This is a genomic window from Enterobacter sp. DN, from assembly GCF_046054285.1.
Taxonomy (GTDB): Bacteria; Pseudomonadota; Gammaproteobacteria; order Enterobacterales; family Enterobacteriaceae; genus Enterobacter; species Enterobacter hormaechei_C.
Genome location: NZ_JBJJTG010000009.1, coordinates 48586 through 67748, shown reverse-complemented (window position 1 = coordinate 67748; position 19163 = coordinate 48586). Strand labels below are relative to the sequence as shown.

General features: G+C 56.7%; 17 protein-coding genes and 1 other annotated feature. Of the genes, 3 read left to right on the top strand and 14 right to left on the bottom strand.

From position 1 onward, the window contains the following. Window positions 1-46 precede the first annotated feature (46 nt). Together ACJTMZ_RS18590 and ACJTMZ_RS18585 are read right to left on the bottom strand one after the other, a co-directional pair. Window positions 47-1369, bottom strand: coding sequence for a 6-phospho-alpha-glucosidase (locus ACJTMZ_RS18590; RefSeq protein ID WP_015570123.1), 1323 nt, complete (start codon window positions 1367-1369; stop codon window positions 47-49). After that, complete coding sequence (locus ACJTMZ_RS18585; RefSeq protein ID WP_252011080.1) at window positions 1366-2988, bottom strand: alpha-glucoside-specific PTS transporter subunit IIBC; 1623 nt, start codon at window positions 2986-2988, stop codon at window positions 1366-1368. The genes ACJTMZ_RS18590 and ACJTMZ_RS18585 overlap by 4 nt, the downstream gene beginning before the upstream one ends. A gap of 222 nt (window positions 2989-3210) precedes the next feature. Between ACJTMZ_RS18585 and ACJTMZ_RS18580 the strand changes: the two genes are divergently transcribed. Further along, window positions 3211-3957 carry a GntR family transcriptional regulator gene (locus ACJTMZ_RS18580; RefSeq protein WP_017383690.1) on the top strand — a complete coding sequence of 249 codons (747 nt, stop codon included), beginning with the start codon at window positions 3211-3213 and terminating at the stop codon, window positions 3955-3957. Here ACJTMZ_RS18580 and ACJTMZ_RS18575 read toward each other — a convergent pair. The 3 genes from ACJTMZ_RS18575 to ibpA all read right to left on the bottom strand — a co-directional run bounded on the left by ACJTMZ_RS18575 (window position 3925) and on the right by ibpA (window position 6803). Next, a complete protein-coding gene (locus ACJTMZ_RS18575; protein ID WP_252011082.1) occupies window positions 3925-5586 on the bottom strand; it encodes a putative transporter in 1662 nt (553 codons plus the stop codon). The genes ACJTMZ_RS18580 and ACJTMZ_RS18575 overlap by 33 nt on opposite strands. Before the next feature lie 241 nt (window positions 5587-5827). Next, the gene (gene ibpB, locus ACJTMZ_RS18570) at window positions 5828-6256 is read right to left on the bottom strand and encodes a small heat shock chaperone IbpB (RefSeq protein WP_100135028.1); all 429 of its coding nucleotides are present in this window, start codon (window positions 6254-6256) and stop codon (window positions 5828-5830) included. A gap of 136 nt (window positions 6257-6392) precedes the next feature. Further along, the gene (gene ibpA / locus ACJTMZ_RS18565) at window positions 6393-6803 is read right to left on the bottom strand and encodes a small heat shock chaperone IbpA (RefSeq protein ID WP_006177605.1); all 411 of its coding nucleotides are present in this window, start codon (window positions 6801-6803) and stop codon (window positions 6393-6395) included. Further along, window positions 6797-6871 (bottom strand) — a sequence feature (ROSE (Repression Of Heat Shock gene Expression) occurs in the 5'-region of heat shock genes and acts as an RNA thermometer to modulate expression.). Its footprint overlaps the gene before it by 7 nt. 247 nt (window positions 6872-7118) lie before the next feature. Between ibpA and ACJTMZ_RS18560 the strand changes: the two genes are divergently transcribed. Continuing rightward, on the top strand, window positions 7119-7451 hold the full coding sequence (locus ACJTMZ_RS18560; protein WP_017383693.1) for a YceK/YidQ family lipoprotein: 333 nt from the start codon (window positions 7119-7121) through the stop codon (window positions 7449-7451). Here ACJTMZ_RS18560 and ACJTMZ_RS18555 read toward each other — a convergent pair. The 8 genes from ACJTMZ_RS18555 to ACJTMZ_RS18520 form a co-directional block, all read right to left on the bottom strand. After that, window positions 7448-8677, bottom strand: coding sequence for a DUF3748 domain-containing protein (locus ACJTMZ_RS18555; RefSeq protein WP_252011083.1), 1230 nt, complete (start codon window positions 8675-8677; stop codon window positions 7448-7450). The two genes, ACJTMZ_RS18560 and ACJTMZ_RS18555, sit on opposite strands and share 4 nt — an antisense overlap. A gap of 51 nt (window positions 8678-8728) precedes the next feature. Next, complete coding sequence (locus tag ACJTMZ_RS18550) at window positions 8729-10066, bottom strand: MFS transporter (protein ID WP_015570129.1); 1338 nt, start codon at window positions 10064-10066, stop codon at window positions 8729-8731. A 117-nt stretch (window positions 10067-10183) separates the two neighbouring features. After that, window positions 10184-11332: a galactonate dehydratase gene (gene dgoD / locus ACJTMZ_RS18545; RefSeq protein ID WP_003861103.1), complete on the bottom strand. Its 1149-nt coding sequence runs from the start codon at window positions 11330-11332 to the stop codon at window positions 10184-10186. After that, window positions 11329-11946: a 2-dehydro-3-deoxy-6-phosphogalactonate aldolase gene (locus ACJTMZ_RS18540; protein ID WP_023295663.1), complete on the bottom strand. Its 618-nt coding sequence runs from the start codon at window positions 11944-11946 to the stop codon at window positions 11329-11331. Before ACJTMZ_RS18540 ends, dgoD begins: the two co-directional genes overlap by 4 nt. Continuing rightward, window positions 11930-12808, bottom strand: coding sequence for a 2-dehydro-3-deoxygalactonokinase (locus ACJTMZ_RS18535; RefSeq protein WP_023295662.1), 879 nt, complete (start codon window positions 12806-12808; stop codon window positions 11930-11932). The genes ACJTMZ_RS18540 and ACJTMZ_RS18535 overlap by 17 nt, the downstream gene beginning before the upstream one ends. Continuing rightward, window positions 12805-13494, bottom strand: a complete 690-nt coding sequence (dgoR, locus tag ACJTMZ_RS18530; RefSeq protein ID WP_003861109.1) for a D-galactonate utilization transcriptional regulator DgoR — start codon at window positions 13492-13494, stop codon at window positions 12805-12807. The genes ACJTMZ_RS18535 and dgoR overlap by 4 nt, the downstream gene beginning before the upstream one ends. Window positions 13495-13720: 226 nt before the next feature. Continuing rightward, the gene (yidA, locus tag ACJTMZ_RS18525) at window positions 13721-14533 is read right to left on the bottom strand and encodes a sugar-phosphatase (RefSeq protein ID WP_017383697.1); all 813 of its coding nucleotides are present in this window, start codon (window positions 14531-14533) and stop codon (window positions 13721-13723) included. A 113-nt stretch (window positions 14534-14646) separates the two neighbouring features. Further along, window positions 14647-15672 (bottom strand): zinc-binding dehydrogenase, encoded by a 1026-nt coding sequence (locus ACJTMZ_RS18520; protein WP_252011085.1) that lies wholly within the window; start codon window positions 15670-15672, stop codon window positions 14647-14649. Window positions 15673-15785: 113 nt separating this feature from the next. On the opposite strand from ACJTMZ_RS18520, the gene ACJTMZ_RS18515 reads away from it, so the two are divergent. After that, entirely contained in the window at window positions 15786-16721 is a 936-nt protein-coding gene (locus tag ACJTMZ_RS18515) for a LysR substrate-binding domain-containing protein (protein ID WP_252011087.1), read from the top strand. Between the two features lie 29 nt (window positions 16722-16750). Here the strand turns inward: ACJTMZ_RS18515 and gyrB are convergent, their stop codons facing one another. Continuing rightward, window positions 16751-19162: a DNA topoisomerase (ATP-hydrolyzing) subunit B gene (gene gyrB / locus ACJTMZ_RS18510; protein ID WP_006808766.1), complete on the bottom strand. Its 2412-nt coding sequence runs from the start codon at window positions 19160-19162 to the stop codon at window positions 16751-16753. Between the last annotated feature and the right edge of the window lies 1 nt (window position 19163).

Genomic DNA, 19163 nt, shown 5'->3' with positions numbered 1-19163 from the left:
CAGCCAGGACAAGGAGACCGGCATCTGGCGATGCCGGTCAGGAAAATTAATGCAGTTCCGGCCAGTACTCTTTGTTGGCTTCAATCAGATCGTCCAGAATCGCCTTCGCCACCGACGCGCTCGGTACGGTTTTCGACAGGGTAATCGCCTGCCAGAGTTTCTGATACGAGCGCTGCTCCCAGGCGTCCACCACCAGTTTTTCCACCGCCACCTGCTGGCTCATGAGCCCTTTCTGGAAGTGCGGAATATCACCCACGGTCAGCGGCTCCGGTCCGTTGTGGCCGACCAGACACGGAATTTCTACCATCGCGTCGGCGTCAAAATTATGGATAGCCCCATTGTTAGGCACAATCAGCAGCATGCGTTCCTGGGTATTAAAGGCGATCGCGGTCGCCAGATCGACGATGTACGACGCATGTTCGTCGATTTCCAGTTCACCGGCAGAAGAATGACCGGCTTCGATAATCGCCCGGCATGAACTGAATACATGCTTCTCACGGTGATCCATCACTTCATTGGCGCGGGTACGCTCCGGGTTGGAATGGGCGACCACATAGTCCGGGAACAGGTAATACTTCAGGTAGGTGTTCGGCATGGTGTCCGGATCCAGCGCCTGTACGTCTTTAGCCTTGGCGAAAGTATCATTCCAGCTCGCTTCAGTATGCGCATCTTCCGAAGGCGGAACATAACCGTTTTTCGCCACGTATTCGCGCAGTTTCGGCATCAGATCGTTGCCGTTCAGATCTTCAATCGACGTCCACCAGCCGAAGTGGTTCAGACCGTAGTAGCGCACGCGCATCTCTTTGCGGTCTTTCAGGCCGACGATTTGCGCCATACGTCCTTCAATGCCGATCGGCATGTCGCAGATGTTGAGAATTTTCGCGTTCGGACGCAGGCGGCGCGTGGCTTCCGCGACAATCGCCGCCGGGTTGGAGTAGTTCAGCATCCACGCGTTCGGGGAGTACTGCTCCATGTAATCCACCAGCTCCAGCACGCCGCCGATGGAGCGCATGCCGTAGGAGATGCCGCCCGGCCCGCACGTTTCCTGGCCCAGCACGCCGTGGCGCAGCGGAATTTTTTCATCTTTTTCACGCATGGGGTATTTGCCAACGCGAATATGCGCCATCACGAAATCCACATCGGTAAAGGCCGCTTCAGGATCGGTGGTGTAACTAAATTCAATCTCCGGCGCCTGCTCCTTAAGGATGATTTTGCACGCCTCGGCGATGATCTCCTGACGTGCTCCGTCATTGTCATAGAACTTCAGCGCACGCAGCGGGAAACGGTCACGGTTGGCTAACAGCATCAGGACGATACCAGGCGTGAATGTACTGCCGCCGCCTGCAATAACAACTGAGAATTTTTTCATGATATAGCCTCTGTCAGAGTGGTTTGTTCGTTTGTTAAAGGGGTTTTCATCAGCGATTCCAGCTGGTCGCGCACCTGAGGAACGTGCAGACCGACAATCACCTGTATGCCGTTGCCGCGCCGCACCACACCGTGTGCGCCCAGGGCTTTGAAGACGTCGTCGCTTTGGGTTTTCGTCATATCCACCAGGGCAATACGCAAGCGGGTGGCGCAGTTATTGATACTTTCGATGTTTGCTGCGCCGCCGAGCGCCTGTAAGAACCCAGCAGCCTGCCCGACCTGCTGGCTGGCTGCCGCCGGGGCGGTGGTTTGCCCACGCGCGGCCTTATAGTCGGCTTTGTTGTAGAGTTTGATTTCGCTCTCTTCCCGGCCCGGCGTTTTGAGATTCAGACGTTCGATAAGCGTTCTGAAGACCAAGAAGTAGATCCCGGTGAAGCAGAGGCCGATGCCAATCTGGGTGAATACCGTCGAGGCGTGGTTATGGAACATCGGGATCCAGTTTTGCGGCAGGAACTGGTCCAGCAGACCGCCCCCCATGTTCCCCACCACCCCGAAGGTATACATCACCGTCGCCATCGTTGCGGCCAGCACGGCGTGGATGGCAAACAGCAACGGCGAGATAAACAGGAAGGTGAACTCCAGCGGTTCGGTAATGCCCACCAGCACGGCGGTAAGCGTGGCCGGGATCAGCAGACCTGCCACTTTGACGCGGTTCTCCGGCGACGCGGTATACCAGATAGCCAGCGCAATACCGACTGAGCCAAACACCTTAGAGTTGCCGTGCAGCGCGAATCCGCCCTCCGGAAACAGCGTTTTCAGCGGCACAGTGCTCTGGCTGAATTCCTGAAGGTGCTGTGCCCAGTAGACCTGAATGCCGCCTTCTACCGCAGCCGGGCCGAAGATAAACGGGCCGTAGACAAAGTGGTGTAATCCGGTTGGGATCAGAATGCGTTCCAGGAAGGTATAAACCCATACGCCCAGCGCGCCAGCGGTACGTAGAAAGGCCTGCAACGACTCAATGCCCATCTGCACTTTCGGCCATCCCAGCAGCGTCAGCCAGGCGCAAGGGATCATGACGAAGAACGCGAGGATAACGACAAACGAGGTGCCCTGGAAAATCCCCAGAAAGACCGGCAACGGCTTGTCGAAAAATCGGTTGTGGATGGCGGTGACGAGCCCGGAAATGATAATCGCCCCGATGATGCTGGTATCAAGCGTTTTGATTCCGGCAATCATCGCCAGCCCGCTGCCGGCAGTGGGTTCAGCAGAGAAGTCGACGCCAAAGAAGTGACCCCAGGTCATCCCCATCGCGTTGATAAAGTAGTTCCAGGTCAGGAAGCTAATCAGCACCGCCAGACAGGCGCGGCCCTGCGCCTGCTTTGCCAGGCCAATCGGTAAGCCGACAGCAAAAATCAGCGGCATATTACGGAACACCGCCCAGCCGCCCTCTTCGATGATGTGAACAATTTGCGCGAACAGATTATCCGGCGCGGTTAAGGCCTCACCGACAAACAGCGGATTGCGAAGCATGATGGCGATCCCAACCACGATCCCGGCAAAGGGAAACAGCAAAACCGGGGTGAACATGGCGCCGCCAAAACGTTGTATTTGACTGAGCATTTTTAAATCCTCATGAAACAACCTGTAGGGGATAGAGGCCTTTATGGTTTTTTACTGGCCTGAGGTGAGCATAAGAACTTACTGATGCAGCAACATGGTATGCCGCTGCGATTCGTGATCGCATTCATGGTTTTAATTTGACCAATAAGGTCTACTTTTTAAACTAAACATAGACAAGTTAAGACGTAATCCACGCCATGATGTGTGCAGAGAGGTCTACTGGTGATCTACAAATCAATTGCCGATCGGCTGCGGCTGCGGCTGAATTCCTCGGACTACAACATTGGCAGTCCGTTACCCGGAGAAAAAGCGCTGGCAAAGGAGTTTGGCGTAGCCCGGATGACCATCCGCAAGGCGCTGGATCTGCTGGTAAGCTGGGGGCTGGTTGAACGTCGACACGGCAGCGGGACGTTCGTGGCGCGCAAAGACGTTCATCATGAAACGACTAACCTGACCGGGCTGGTGGAGGTGCTGCGCCAGCAGGGGAAAGAAGTGCAGAGCAAGGTGTTGCAGTTTGAAGTGATGCCCGCGCCGCCCGCCATCGCCAGCCAGCTGCGGATTCAGGTTGATGAGCGGATCTATTTTTCAAGGCGGGTGCGTTACGTGGACGGAAAACCGCTGATGCTGGAGGACAGCTTTATGCCGGTGAAGCTGTTCCGCAATCTTTCCCTGGCGCATCTCGAAGGGTCTAAGTTTGATTACATCGAGAAGGAATGCGGGATCACCATCAGCGGCAACTACGAGAGCCTGACGCCGGTGCTGGCAGATAAACAGCTGGCCGGTTATATGAATGTGCCGGAACAGACGCCGCTGCTGCGCATCACCTCCCTTTCCTACAGCGACAGCGGCGAGTTCCTCAATTATTCCGTGATGTTCCGGAACACCAGCGATTACCAGGTGGACTACCATTTGCGGCGTATCCACCCGGAAGACTTGTTAGCCCATCCCCCAGAACAGCACCGCCAGTAGCTGCGGGGTGATGATGCGCAGAAACATCACCAGCGGATAAACCGTGGCGTAGGACAACGCCGCCGCGCCGCTGGTGGCGTGCAGGTTGTTGGCGAACGCCAGCGCGGGCGGATCGGTCATGGAACCGGCCAGCATGCCGCACAGCGTGAGATAGTTCATTTTAGCGAAGATACGTGCCAGTAATCCGACCGTTATCAGTGGGATAGCGGTAATAAATATGCCGTATCCTACCCAGCTTATCCCTTCGCCGTTCACCAGAGTATCGACAAAATCGCCGCCGGATTTCAGCCCCACCACCGCCAGAAACAGCACGATGCCCAACTCCCGCAGCGCCAGGTTAGCGCTCGGCGGCATAAACCAGTAGAGCTTACCGATGGAGCCGATACGCCCGAGGATCAGCGCCATAATGAGTGGCCCGCCTGCCAGACCCAGCTTCAGTGCTACCGGGAAGCCGGGCACGTACAGGGGGATGGAGCCAAGCATGACGCCAAGCCCGACGCCGATAAAGACCGGCAGCATCTGCACCTGCTGGAGTTTTTGCTGGGCGTTGCCCACCATGTCCGCTACGGCATCAATGGATGAGGGACGTCCGACGAGGTTGAGAATATCACCGAATTGCAGGCTGGCATCCTGGCTGGCCACCAGCTCGACACCGGCGCGGTTAAGCCGGGAGATCACCACGTCATAACGCTCTTTAACCTGCAAATCGCGTATTTTCTTGCCCAGGACCTTCTCATTGGTCACGACCACGCGCTCCACGCGCATGTCCGTTCCACGGGTTGAGAGTGAGGTATCCACCTCCTGACCGATCACCAGCCGGGCATTGTTTAAATCCGCCGGTTGCCCTACCAGATGCAGGAGATCGCCGTGCTGAATAAGGGTATCCGGTGAAGGCACCATCAGCGTGTCATCACGTTTCAGGCGGGAACAGATAATGGTCGCGCTGTTCAGAATGGGAACATCCTGTATCGCCATATTGTTCAGGTTGGGGTTTTCGACGCGAATGTTGATGGTTTTAATGAGCGCATGGCCGTTGGTCAGCGTGCTTTCATGCTCTTTTGCCTCCTGCTCGACGTTAACGCGGAACAGCACGCGCACCAGCCACATCGAGAGCAAAATACCGCAAATGCCAAACGGATAGGCCATGGCGTAGCTCATCCCCATCTGATCGACGACATTAGCAGGGATACCCAGATCGCGCAGAATTTGCTGGCCCGCCCCGAGCGCGGGCGTATTCGTGACGGCGCCGGAGAAGATGCCCAGCACAACGGGCAGCGGAATCGCGAAGAATTTATGCAGAATGGCGGTAACCAGCCCACCCATCACGACGATGCCGAAGGCAAAGAGATTAAGGCGTAAACCGGAGACGCGCAGGGAAGCGAAGAAGCCCGGCCCCACCTGAATACCGATGGTATACACAAAGAGGATCAGGCCGAACTCCTGGATGAAATGCAGCATATCGGCGCTGAGCACCCACCCAAGCTGGTCGGCAAAATGGCCGACAAAAATCCCGCCGAACAGCACCCCGCCGATCCCAAACCCGACGCCGCGGATTTTGATATTCCCCAGCCATAGCCCCACTACCGCGACAAGGGCCAACACGCTAACGGTTAACGCGATATCACTCATGATCCACATCCTGTGTATAACCATAGTTATGCTAAGGATTCTCTCAGAGCTGACGGCGGCTGTATGGGCGATGGCGCACAAAAAAGCCGAAGGTAAAAGCAAAACGGTCACCCGAAGGTGACCGTTTTTAGTGTTTGCACCCTCTCCCTGTGGGGAGAGGGGCGGGGTGAGGGCACCAGCCCGCACACGATTCGTTTTGTAGGCCGGGTAAGGCGTAGCCGCCACCCGGCAAAAACGTGGTTTAGCTGTTCAACGCCGGGCGTTCGCTAATGGCGATGCGCTGAGGCGCAATGGCTTCCGGCACGTTACGGGTGAGGTCAATGTTCAGCAGCCCGTTAGTGAACGTCGCGCCAGAAACTTCCATATGGTCTGCCAGGGTAAAGCTCAGGCTAAACGGCTGAGTGACAAGCCCCTGATGCAGCCATTTGGTCTCGGTGTCGGGTTTTTCCGGTGACCCTTTCACGGTCAGGCGCGTACCCTCAAGCTGGATGTCGAGATCATCCTGGCGGAACCCGGCCAGCGCAAGCGTGATGCGGTAGTGGTTATCATCGCTTTTTTCGATGTTGTACGGCGGAAAGGTCTGCTGTTCGGTTGCGCTTTGCAGCGCGTTAGCCAGTTTGTCAAAACCGATCCACTGACGCAGCAGGGGGGATAAATCGTAGTTACGCATACTAAATCTCCTTCTGAGAAGCGAGTTCGGCACAGTTTAATTTTGTGCACAGTTGTACCTGCAAACCCTTGCGGATTCGCATATGCTCCCGTTACGGCAAGCAAGTTCGGGTGGGCCGCTCACGCGACCCGCGTAATTAGTTGATTTCGATACGACGCGGTTTTTTCTCTTCCGGAATCACACGTTCCAGTTCGATAAACAGCAGGCCGTTCACCAGGTTCGCGCCCTTGACGTGGATGTTCTCAGCCAGCTGGAACTTGCGCTCAAAGTTGCGCTCTGCGATGCCCTGGTAGAGGTAGGTTCGTTCTTTTTGCTCGGCCGTATGGGAGCCTTTCACCACCAGCAGATTGTCCTGCGCGGTGATCTCCAGTTCGCTCTCTGCGAAACCGGCAACAGCAATCGCAATGCGATAGTGGTTTTCGTCAACCAGTTCAACGTTGTAAGGAGGATAGCCGTTGCTCTGGCTCTGGTTGTTTTCTAAGTGGTTGAACAGACGATCGAAACCAATGGCAGAACGGTATAGCGGAGAGAGATCGAAATTACGCATGGATAAATGCTCCTGAAATCAGCGAGAAAATGTAGCCTTCCACCATGGACAGGCTTCTGCTTCCCCGAACACCCATCAGGCGTGTCCGTTATCGGGTTACATTCTTAAAATGGGTCTGGATACGGCCTTTTCAAGACTGTTGATGTGAGATTTTTTTGCACTTTGCTGGTTGTCGCATAGACTCAGGGGCACAGCACAAAGGGTTAAATTGCGATGACGACCACAGTGCGGGAGTTTTGAGCTATCCATTTTGGACGCGCCTCGCTATAACCCTGAGTTGCAGGTCAATGCCGTGCTACTAAAGATGACTGAGTGATGATGAGAAATGTTCTGATTAAGCTGGCGTCGTTCAGCGGGGTTGTTTTACTTTGCGGGTGTTCGAGCGTGATGTCGCACACCGGCGGTAAAGAAGGAACATATCCGGGGACGCGCGCCAGTGCCGCAATGATCTCTGATGATGAGACAAACTGGGGTACCAAATCTCTGGCGATTCTTGATATGCCGTTTACGGCGGTTGCCGATACGCTTCTGCTGCCGTGGGATATGTTCCGCACCGACAGCTCAGTGCGTTCGCGCGTTGAGAAAAGCGAGCAGGAAAAGCTGGCGACCAATTCCGTCATCCCGCCCGCAGAGATGCCTCCACGCTAATTCTGTGCGGTTTCCGTTAGCCACAGCTGGCGGAAACCGTCCTTCTCTTCCATCCATGTAATAAATCGTCCGTCCGGGGAAAACACCACAGCGTCAGCAGACGGCGGATTGCCGTGATCGGACGTCAAAAACGTCACCTCTCCGGTCTGCGCATCGCAGCAGGCAATGCGGCCTGCAAGCACAAATCCCAGCCCGTTGCCGGAAGGATGCCAGTTAAAGGCCGACTGAATATCACGCTCATTGTGGGTTAGCTGACGCGGCTCGCCGCCCTCAGGGGAGATAAGCCACAGCTGCACAACGCCGTTATCGTCCCGCATTAAAAACGCAATCTGCGTCCCCTGCGGATTGCTGCGCACCCAGTGGCGCGGCACGTTCACCAGCCCCGGATACGCCTTCTGATGGGTGAAGGTTAAGCGACGTTGCGTTACGCCCGCAGGCGGCGCGGGCATTGTATCAGGCGTTCCCTGCAACGGCGCATCGCCCGCCCGTTTCCAGCCCTGCTCGTCTTTGGGGAGGTCCACAATAAACAGTTCGGGCACTTTCTCGCCTTTCGCAGACACCGTATCGCCGATAAACGCCAGCCTGTCGTTGCCCACCCAGCCCTCTTCGTAGGCGCGGTTTACCTCATCGCTGCCCGGTTTCGGGTTCGGCGTTGTCCGGCTTACCAGTACGCTCCAGAAGGTGCCGGCATATTCCCGCGGATGGTTCCCCTGTGGGTTTACCGGACCAAAAGGTGCCGCCACCCCGACGTTACGCAAGTCCAGCTGCGGATCGCGCGCGTGCAGCACATGGTCGTTGTAGGTAAAGCTGACGAACTGCCCGTTCGGGCTAAAAACGTGGACGTGGCTGCCGCCACGCAGCGCGCCTGCGGTGTAAGGCGCGGTGATATCCATCGCATCAAGATTGCTCGCCTGACCATTGTGCGCAATCACCCCCTGACGATGGTGAAAATCATACTGCCAGTCTGCATCCGGGTTTTTCGGGCCGTGGATAAAAACATATTTTTCCTGCGCCGGATGAACGGTTACCACGCCGACATGCGCGCCGTCAGTCGCACGGTAGATCGCCTCAACCTCGCCCGTACTAACATTGACCCGCTCAATGGTTTCACCGGTAAACGACGCGCCGGACGGGCGGACATCATAGACAAGCCACTGGCTGTCTGGCGTCCAGGTGTTGATGTTGGTGAGCTGGTGGTTGCGGGAAGCGAAGGTGATTTGTTTCATGAAAATACCCTGATGCGCGGTTATCGCATCAGGGTAAAACATCCGAAGGGATTAGCCTACTCGTTTAACGTCGCCGACCAGCAGGATGTAGGAGAGCGCCCCGATCAGCGCCACGGCAGAGATATACACCAGAGCCGGACCAAAGCCGTAGTCCTGCGCCAGGTAACCGATGACCAGCGGTACGGTGATCCCGCCCAGGCCGCCAACGAAGTTAAACACACCACCAGTCAGGCCGATCAGACGCATCGGCGCCAGGGACGACACCAGCGACCAGGTGATGGAGGCAAAACCGTTTCCGAAGAACGCTACCGCCATCAGGGTCATGATCCACACCGGATCGTTGGTGTAGTTCGCTCCCATGATGCAGGTAGAGATCAGCAGTCCGCAGATAATCGGCGTTTTACGCGCAACGCCCAGCGAGAAACCTTTTTTCACCAGCTTATCCGCCAGCCAGCCCGAGAGCAGGACGCCGAAAAACGCCGCAAGGAAGGGTACGGTGGTCATAAAGCCTGCCTTCAGCGCGGTAATACCTTTTTCCTGGGTCAGATAGTTCGGGAACCAGGTGAGGAAGAACCACAGCGTGGAGGTCACCGCGAACTGTCCCAGATACACGCCCACCAGCTTACGGTGGAAGACCAGCTTCCAGTCCGCTCTGGTCAGCGGCTGGCGCGCCTCTTTTTTCACGGGCGCATCGCCATCCACCAGGCCACCGCCGTCGCGGATGTAGTCCAGTTCGGCTTTGGTGATGCTTTTGGTCAGGCGCGGCGGCTGATAAACCTTAAACCAGATGAGCGACCAGATAATGCCGATCCCGCCGGTGACGATAAACACCCAGTGCCAGCTCAGCAGCTCCTGGATCCAGATTAACAGCGGCGTCAGAAACGCCAGACCAACAAACTGCCCGGAGGTGTAAAAACCAACAGCGGAAGCGCGTTCGTGTTCAGGGAACCAGCTGGTCACCATGCGGTTGTTGGTCGGAAACGCCGGCGCTTCAAACACCCCGGTGATGGCGCGCAGGCCAATCAGCGACATCAGCCCGGTCGCGAAGCCCTGGAACAGGGTCGCGACGGACCAGCCAAAAATAGCGATAAAGTAGGTCAGACGTGACCCCACGCGGTCAAGGAACCAGCCACCGGGGATCTGACAGAGCGTATACAGCCAGGCAAACGCCGAGAAGACGTAGCCCATTTCCGCTTTGGTGATGCCAAACTCTTCCTGAATATGGGCCGATGCCACGGCAAGGTTGGCGCGGTCGACATAACAGATGACCACGGTAATAAAGATCATGATCAGCGTCAGGTAACGACGACGCCCGGTTTTTGCAGCAGTAACTGGAATATCCATCGCAATCTGTCTCCAGATTTTGGGCATAGCGAAGCCGCTCACCATGCCCTGTAATTTACAGAGGGTTATATTTTTTCTATGTACGTTTTTTTTGCCCGGTGGCGCTTCGCTTACCGGGCCTACGAGAGAGTAGGCCGGATAAGCGTAGCGCCATCCGGCGATTTACCACTCGGCTACGGAACCGTCTTCATGACGCCACAGTGGGTTACGCCAGTCCGGCGCACTTTTACTCAGCTCAATGACTTTGGCTTCGTCGATCTCCACGCCAAGGCCCGGCTTCGTTAACGGTTTAAAGAAACCACCTTCCATGCTGAAGTCTTCTTTGTTTTTCACAAAGTCGAGCAGCTCCGCGCCCTTGTTATAGTGAATGCCCATGCTTTGTTCCTGGAACACCGCATTGCGGGAGACGAAGTCGACGTGCAGGCAGGCCGCCAGCGCAATCGGCCCAAGCGGACAGTGCGGCGCCAGCGCCACATCGTAGGCTTCTGCCATTCCGGCAATTTTGTAGCATTCGGTGATGCCGCCCGCGTGGGAGAGGTCCGGTTGCAGGATCGCAATGCCGCCCGCTTCCAGCACGCGTTTAAACTCGAAGCGCGAGAACATGCGTTCCCCCGCCGCGATGGGAATGTGCGTCTGTTCAGCCAGTTTCGGATAGTATTCCGCCTGCTCGGCCAGCACCGGCTCTTCGATAAACAGCGGGCGATACGGTTCCAGCTCTTTAATCAGCACTTTAGCCATTGGCGCACTGACGCGGCCGTGGAAATCCAGACCAAACTCAATCTCGTTGCCGAAAGCCTCGCGGATTTGCGCCACAGTGTTCACCGCCCGGTCTACCGCGCGCGAGTTGTCGATAACGCCCATCTCTTCGCAGCCGTTGAGTTTGAAGGTGTCAAAACCGATGTTGCGCAGTTGCCGGATACCGTCGATCACTTCCGCAGGGCGGTCACCGCCCACCCAGCTGTAGGCTTTGATTTTGTCGCGCACCAGGCCGCCCATTAATTGCCAGACCGGGGCATTCAGCACTTTGCCTTTGATATCCCACAGCGCCTGATCAATACCGGCGATGGCGCTCATCAGAATCGGCCCCCCGCGGTAGAAGCCCGCGCGGTACATCACCTGCCACAGGTCGTTGATGCGTGCCGGATCCTGGCCAATCAGATATTCGCCCAGCTCGTGCACCGCGGCTTCAACGGTGCGCGCACGGCCTTCAATCACCGGCTCGCCCCAGCCAACCACGCCTTCGTCGGTTTCGATTTTCAGGAACATCCAACGCGGGGGTAAACGGTACGTGGTAAGTTTGGTTATTTTCATTGCACTGCCTCTCGATACGCTTTCACAAATGCTGCCGCCTGCTGTGCGGTACGCTCAACGGGCTGACCGGCACGATAGAGATCGCTGCCCAGCCCCGCGCCCACACAGCCCGCGCTCATCCACTGGCCCAGGTTTTCCGGCGTGACGCCGCCCACGGCAAAGACCGGCACGCTGGCGGGTAAGACCGCTTTCAGCGCTTTGATGTAATCCGGACCAAAGGCCGACGACGGGAAAATTTTGAGAGACTGTGCGCCCGCATCGAGGGCGGCAAAGGCTTCTGTGGCCGTGGCGCAACCCGGGCAGACGGTCATGCCGTAATCCACCGCCCGGCGGATCACCTCGGGGTTGATATTCGGTGTGACGATAAGCTTGCAGCCCATCTTCGCCAGTTCATCCACCTGCTCCGGCTGTAATACGGTGCCAGCGCCAATCAGCGCCTTATCACCAAACGCCTTCACAATTGCCGGAATGCTTTTTTCCCACTCCGGGGAGTTGAGCGGGATTTCCACCGCGTCGAACCCGGCGTCGATCACCGCGCCAACGTGCGCTAAGGCCTCACCGGGCGTGATACCGCGCAAAATCGCGATCAGGGGAAGTTCAGTTTGCCACTGCATGAGCGATGCTCCTTATGCCTGCCTGAAATGCCGTGTCGCCTTCCACCGCAGCAACATCCCGTCCGATAGCGTGGAACGCCTGGCGGTAACGAGACGTCAGCGATGAACCCGCGACGAGCGTGATGGCCTGCTGCCCGGCGAACGCGTCGCTCAGAGTGGCGACTTCTGCGCCAATCAGCAGGCCGGACAGAAATTCGCTGACCTGTTCGCGCGGAAGATTTCCCAGCACGTGCGAGGCGCGAACCTCAAAAAGTTGCGGCAAAACGGCAAGGGATGCGATCCCGCGCTCAAGCCCGGCGGCAAACGCTTCCGGCGAAGGGGTCTGCTCCGGCAAACCGGCCCCCACCAGCGAATGCTTAAGCAGCAAGTGGTGCAGTTCGCCGGTCATCACGGTGCGGAAATCATGAATTTGCTCAGCATCCGCCTGGACCCATTTGCAGTGCGTCCCGGGCATGACGTAGACAGAAGAAGGAGAAAGGGTGCGCGCCCCGAGCAGCTGCGTCTCTTCGCCGCGCATCACATTATGGTTATCGTCGCGAGAGACGCATAAACCGGGAATAATCCAGACATTGTCGCCAACGGACGTTAACTGCTCGCCAACGGCGGTGAAATGCACCGGAACTGACAGGTAAGGCGCGACCTTCCACCCCACGTTACTGCCGACCATTCCGGCCATCACCACTGGCGTAGTACCGTCGCGCCAGTTTTGTGTCACTTCTGCTAACACCGCTGCGGGGGATTTACCGTTCAGGCGCGTCACACCTGCTTCTGATTGCCTGCTTTCCAGGCACTGCTCACCCTGGTAGAGCCAGGCGCGCAGATTGGTCGATCCCCAGTCAATTGCGATGTAGCGTGATGTCATGTGATTTCCTTCAGCCTTCGTGTCGAGCTGGCGATCATGGTCAGCGCCGCCTGCTCTGCCGCATCGCCGTCCTGATGCCGTATCGCATCGAACAGCGCTTTATGTTCCTGAAGCGTTTTCGGCATGTTGGCCTCATCGCCCATCCAGGTACGTTCAAATACTGCTCGCTGTAGTGAGCTGATCGCCACGCTAAGCTGCTGTAAAACCGGGTTATGCACCGACTGCAATACCGCTTCGTGGTAACGAATGTCCGCTTCGTTGAACGCCTCCCGATTCTGGTTATTGGCGATCATGTCGTTTAAAGCCGACTCAATCTGTGCCAGGTCACCTGACGTTGCGCGCTCTGCCGCCCAGCGGGCGATGGCCGGTTCCACCAGATTTCGGACTTCGCTCATCGCGCCGATGAGCCGTGGGTCGTAGTCGTTTTCCAGCACCCATTGCAGAACATCGGTATCGAGGTAGTTCCACTGGTTACGCGGCGCCACAAACGCGCCGCGATAGCGCTTCATTTCAATCAGCCGCTTCGCCATCAGCGAGCGGAACACTTCCCGAATGATGTTGCGCGAGGTTTCAAACTCCTCGCACAGTTCCGCCTCTGCTGGCAGCGGCGAACCGGGAACGTATTTGCCACCCACAATCTGAGTGCCCAGCGTGATGACAATGCGATCGGTTTTATTGAGTGTCATGGAGAGTCCTTGTGCTCTGTAAGTCCATCACTACTTTACCGCGACCGCTGAATTTCGCCTCACTTTTGCAGTACAAACGTGAGGCCTTTCGTCTTTGCTGTGGTGACAATGTAGTACAATCAGTTAATGTTGTACTACAATCAAGATCACAAAAAGAACAATTTGATAAATTCAGGGCCAAAAAAAGCCCCGGTTAATAACCGGGGCTAATCTTTCAAAGCACTTGTTACGACAGAACGAATTTCTCGATCGCCCAGGCAACGCCGTCTTCCAGGTTAGATTTAGTCACGAAGTTCGCCACTTCTTTTACCGACGGGATGGCGTTATCCATCGCCACGCCCATGCCCGCATATTCGATCATCGCAATATCGTTTTCCTGGTCGCCCAGCGCCATGATCTCCTCAGGCTTGATGCCCAGCGCATCGGCAAGCGATTTGACGCCCGTGCCTTTATTGACGCGTTTATCGAGGATTTCGAGGAAGTACGGCGCACTTTTCAGCACGGTGTATTTCTCTTTTACCTCAGCCGGAATGCGTGAAATGGCTTTGTCGAGGATCGCGGGTTCGTCGATCATCATTACTTTCAGGAACTGGGTTGCCGGGTCCATGTTTTCCGCTTCGCAGAACACCAGTGGAATGGTTGCCACGTAGGACTCGTGCACCGTGTAGTAGCTGATATCGCGGTTGGCGGTGTAAAGCGTATTGCGATCGAGCGCGTGGAAGTGAGAGCCCACGTCGCGGGAGAGTTTTTCCAGGAAACGGTAGTCATCATAGCTCAGTGCAGTTTGCGCCACCGTGCTGCCATCGGCTGCCTTTTGCACCAGCGCGCCGTTATAGGTGATGCAGTAATCGCCAGGCTGGTTCATGTGCAGCTCTTTCAGGTAACTGTGCACCCCGGCATACGGGCGTCCGGTGGTGAGCACCACGTTCACGCCTTTTTCGCGTGCGGCGGCGATCGCATTTTTAACGGCAGGAGAGATAGTGTGGTCTGGCAGCAGCAGCGTGCCGTCCATATCGATTGCAATGAGTTTGATGGCCATGGGGTCCCCGGGATAAATGAGTGCTACTTCATGCTAACGCGATTAAGCACACAAAAATAGAGCTACCTTGCGCAACAAAAAGCCCCTTTTACGTTTATCCCGGGAACGGGAACTCACTCGCGGGTGAGAACGATTTTGCCAAACGCACCGCGATCCAGATGTTCAAGCGCCTTTTCCAGCTCGTCAAAGCGGTAGCGATGCTCAATCACCGGTTTTAACTCCGTGATATCAACAGCACGGACAAAATCTTCCAGCGCCCGGCGATGTCCAACCCCAATCCCCTGAATGACGGGAGATTTCAGCAACAGCTCGCTTGCAGGCAGAGAAATTTCTGTCCCGGCCAGCACGCCAATGACCGATATCCGCCCATGAACGGCAACGGCGCGCAGGGAATGTCTCAGGTTCTCCCCACCCACCGTTTCGATAATATGGTCGATGCCGCGATCCTGCGTCAGTGCCAGCGTATTTTCAGCCCAGTCGCCTTTCAGTCGGTTGATGCCCTGGCTGGCCCCCAGTTTTTTGGCCTGCGCCAGTTTTTCATTGCTTCCCGAAGTGACAAACACCTCTGCGCCGTGCGCTTTTGCGATTTGCAAAGCAAAGAGCGCCACGCCGCCCGTGCCCTGTACCAGCACCGATTGCCCGGCGCGTAAATGACCGCGCTCCACCAGCGCGAACCATGCGGTAAGCCCCGCGCAAGGAAGCGTGCTGGCCTCAGCGTCATCCAGGCTTTCCGGGGACGCCACCAGCGCGTTTTCACTCACAATCACATATTCGGCCAGCATGCCCTGGAAGTATCCACCGGACGTTTTATAGGGCAAATCGCGCGCGTCTGCCTGCGGCTTGCCGTCGATCCATTCCGGGAAGAAGGTTGAGATGACGCGTGCGCCGGGCTTGAAACGCGTAACGCCTTCGCCGATGCTGTCCACCACGCCTGCCATGTCAGATGCTGGGGTAAACGGGAAGGAAAGCGGAATCGGCATCGTGCCTTCAATCACCATTTTATCCCGGTAGTTGAGCGCAACGGCATTAACCCTTACGCGAACCTCACCCGGGCCTGGCTGTGGAACAGGCTCCTGAACGAGCCTGAGGCTTTCACGACCAAGGGCATCCATTGACCAGCGTTGCATTGTTTCAGTCATTTTTTTCTCCTGTCATCAGATGATTTTAAGTTCTGACAGTCTACCGTTGACTCAGCGTCGCCAGTGGCGATAAGTTTTCCCTTCATTGATGACCAAATTGACACAATCCGTCCATGACCGATACGCTGAAAGATATCCCCATTTTCGTTGCCTCCGTTGAGGCAGGAAGTTTTGCCCAGGCCGCCGTCCGTCTGCATTTGTCGCGCTCGGCGGTAGGAAAAAGCATTGCTCGTCTTGAAGAGAGGCTGGGGGTTCGTCTGTTTCATCGGACCACCCGCAGTCAGAGGCTGACCGATAACGGCGCGCTTTTTTATGAACGCTGCCTGCGCGCGCTGGAGGAGATCCGTGGCGCTGAATCGCAGCTTGAAACCGGAAAACATCAGGTCAGCGGTCGGCTGCGTGTTGCCGTGCCGGTGCTGTTTGGTCGCCAGTGTATCGCCCCGCTGCTAATAGAGCTGGCGCAGGAGCATCCCGGGCTTGAGCTTGAAATGTCCTTCAGCGACCGCGTCGTGGATCTCGTGGAAGAAGGGTTTGATATGGCGGTGCGCAATGGCGCTCTGGCTGACAGCAGCGTGCTGGTCGCCAGAAGGCTGGGGGAGCACCGGATGATTCTGTGTGCCGCGCCGGATTATCTGCTTAAGAATGGCCAGCCGCAAAGCGTTGATGATTTACGCCAGCATACGGCCATTAACTACACGCGTGCGGGCAGAGTCCTACCCTGGCAGCTGATGGATTACGATGGCACGTCGCGCACGTTTATTCCCCGCTCATCGCTCAATATGGATGATTTGCAGGCGATCTGCGACGCGGCGCTGGCCGGCCACGGCCTTGCATGGTTACCCTGCTGGATGGTCATCAAAGAAATTCAGCAGGGGAACCTTGTCCCGCTCTTAGATCAGGCCCCGGATGTACGCTTCGACGTTCATGCCGTCTGGCAGCAGACGCCACACCTGCCGCTAAGGGTAAGAATTGCCATAGATATGCTGGTCAAACGTTTACCGGCAGTGATGTCGCTGGAGCTTCCTGCGCCCATAAAAAAGCCGCGCTAAAGCGCGGCTTTTATCGCAGTGTCACGATATTAAATATCGATATTCGCCGCCTTCAGGGCGTTCTCTTCGATGAAGGCGCGACGTGGTTCAACCGCATCGCCCATCAGGGTCGTGAACAGCTGATCCGCTGCGATTGCGTCTTTAACGGTGACGCGCAACATGCGACGGCTTTCCGGATCCATGGTGGTTTCCCACAGCTGATCCGGGTTCATTTCGCCCAGGCCTTTATAACGCTGAATAGAGAGACCACGACGGGACTCTTTTACCAGCCACTCCAGCGCCTGTTCGAAGCTGGCTACCGGCTGACGACGTTCGCCACGTTCGATAAACGCATCGTCTTCGATCAGACCGCGCAGCTTCTCGCCGAGGGTGCAGATACGGCGGTATTCCGGACCGGTCACAAATTCGTGCTCCAGCGGGTAGTCGGTATCGACGCCGTGGGTACGCACGCGGACGATCGGCTCGAACTGCTGCTCAGCGTTCTGCTGGACGTCGAACTTCCACTGGCTGCCGTGCTGCTCTTTCTCGTTCAGCTCGCTCACCAGGGTGTTCACCCAGCGGGTGACGGTCTGCTCGTTGCTCAGATCGGCTTCGGTCAGGGTCGGCTGGTAAATCAGCTCTTTCAGCAGCGCTTTCGGATAGCGACGCTCCATACGGCCAATCATTTTCTGCGTGGCGTTGAACTCGGAGACCAGACGCTCCAGCGGCTCACCGGCCAGCGCTGGCGCGCTGGAGTTTGCGTGCAGGGTCGCACCATCAAGGGCGATCGCGATTTGGTACTGATCCATCGCGTCGTCATCTTTAATGTACTGTTCCTGCTTGCCTTTCTTCACTTTGTACAGCGGCGGCTGGGCAATGTAGACGTGGCCGCGCTCAACGATTTCCGGCATCTGACGATAGAAGAAGGTCAACAGCAGCGTACGAATGTGCGAGCCGTCGACGTCCGCATCGGTCATGATGATGATGCTGTGATAGCGCAGTTTGTCCGGGTTGTACTCGTCGCGACCAATGCCGCAGCCGAGCGCGGTGATGAGCGTCGCCACTTCCTGAGAAGAGAGCATCTTGTCGAAGCGCGCTTTCTCAACGTTAAGGATTTTACCCTTCAGCGGCAGAATCGCCTGGTTCTTGCGGTTACGGCCCTGCTTCGCAGAACCGCCCGCGGAGTCCCCTTCCACAAGGTACAGTTCAGACAGCGCCGGGTCGCGTTCCTGACAGTCAGCCAGTTTGCCCGGCAGGCCTGCCAGGTCCAGCGCGCCTTTACGACGGGTCATTTCACGCGCTTTACGCGCCGCTTCACGGGCACGCGCCGCATCGATAATTTTACCCACCACGATTTTCGCGTCGGACGGGTTTTCCAGCAGGTATTCGCTCAGCAGTTCGTTCATCTGCTGTTCAACCGCCGATTTCACCTCAGAAGAGACCAGCTTGTCTTTGGTCTGTGAGGAGAACTTCGGATCCGGCACCTTCACGGAGACCACGGCAATCAGGCCTTCACGGGCATCGTCACCGGTGGCGCTGACTTTCGCTTTTTTGCTGTAGCCTTCTTTGTCCATGTAGGCGTTCAGGGTTCGGGTCATCGCCGCGCGGAAGCCCGCCAGGTGCGTACCGCCATCGCGTTGTGGAATGTTGTTGGTGAAGCAGTAGATGTTTTCCTGGAAACCGTCGTTCCACTGCAAGGCCACTTCCACGCCGATACCGTCTTTTTCAGTAGAGAAGTAGAAGATATTCGGGTGAATTGGCGTTTTGTTCTTGTTCAGATACTCAACGAACGCCTTGATACCACCTTCGTAATGGAAGTGGTCTTCTTTGTTGTCGCGTTTGTCGCGCAGACGAATCGACACGCCGGAGTTCAGGAACGACAGTTCACGCAGGCGTTTCGCCAGAATGTCGTACTCGAATTCGGTGACGTTGGTGAAGGTTTCGAGGCTCGGCCAGAAACGCACCATGGTACCGGTTTTATCGGTATCACCCGTGACGGCCAGCGGAGCGTCAGGCACGCCGTGCTGATAGATCTGACGGTGAATTTTGCCTTCGCGCTGGATAACCAGCTCCAGCTTCTGCGACAGGGCGTTAACCACGGAGACGCCTACGCCGTGCAGACCGCCGGAAACTTTATAGGAGTTATCATCGAACTTACCGCCTGCGTGCAGAACGGTCATGATGACTTCCGCAGCAGATACGCCCTCTTCCGGGTGAATACCGGTTGGGATACCACGACCGTCATCGGTAACGGACACGGAGTTGTCCGCATGGATCGTGACCACGATGTCTTTACAGTGACCCGCGAGCGCTTCGTCGATAGCGTTATCTACCACCTCGAATACCATGTGGTGCAGACCGGTGCCGTCATCCGTGTCGCCGATATACATACCCGGGCGCTTACGCACCGCATCCAGCCCTTTCAGGACTTTGATACTGGAGGAGTCATAAGAATTCGACATC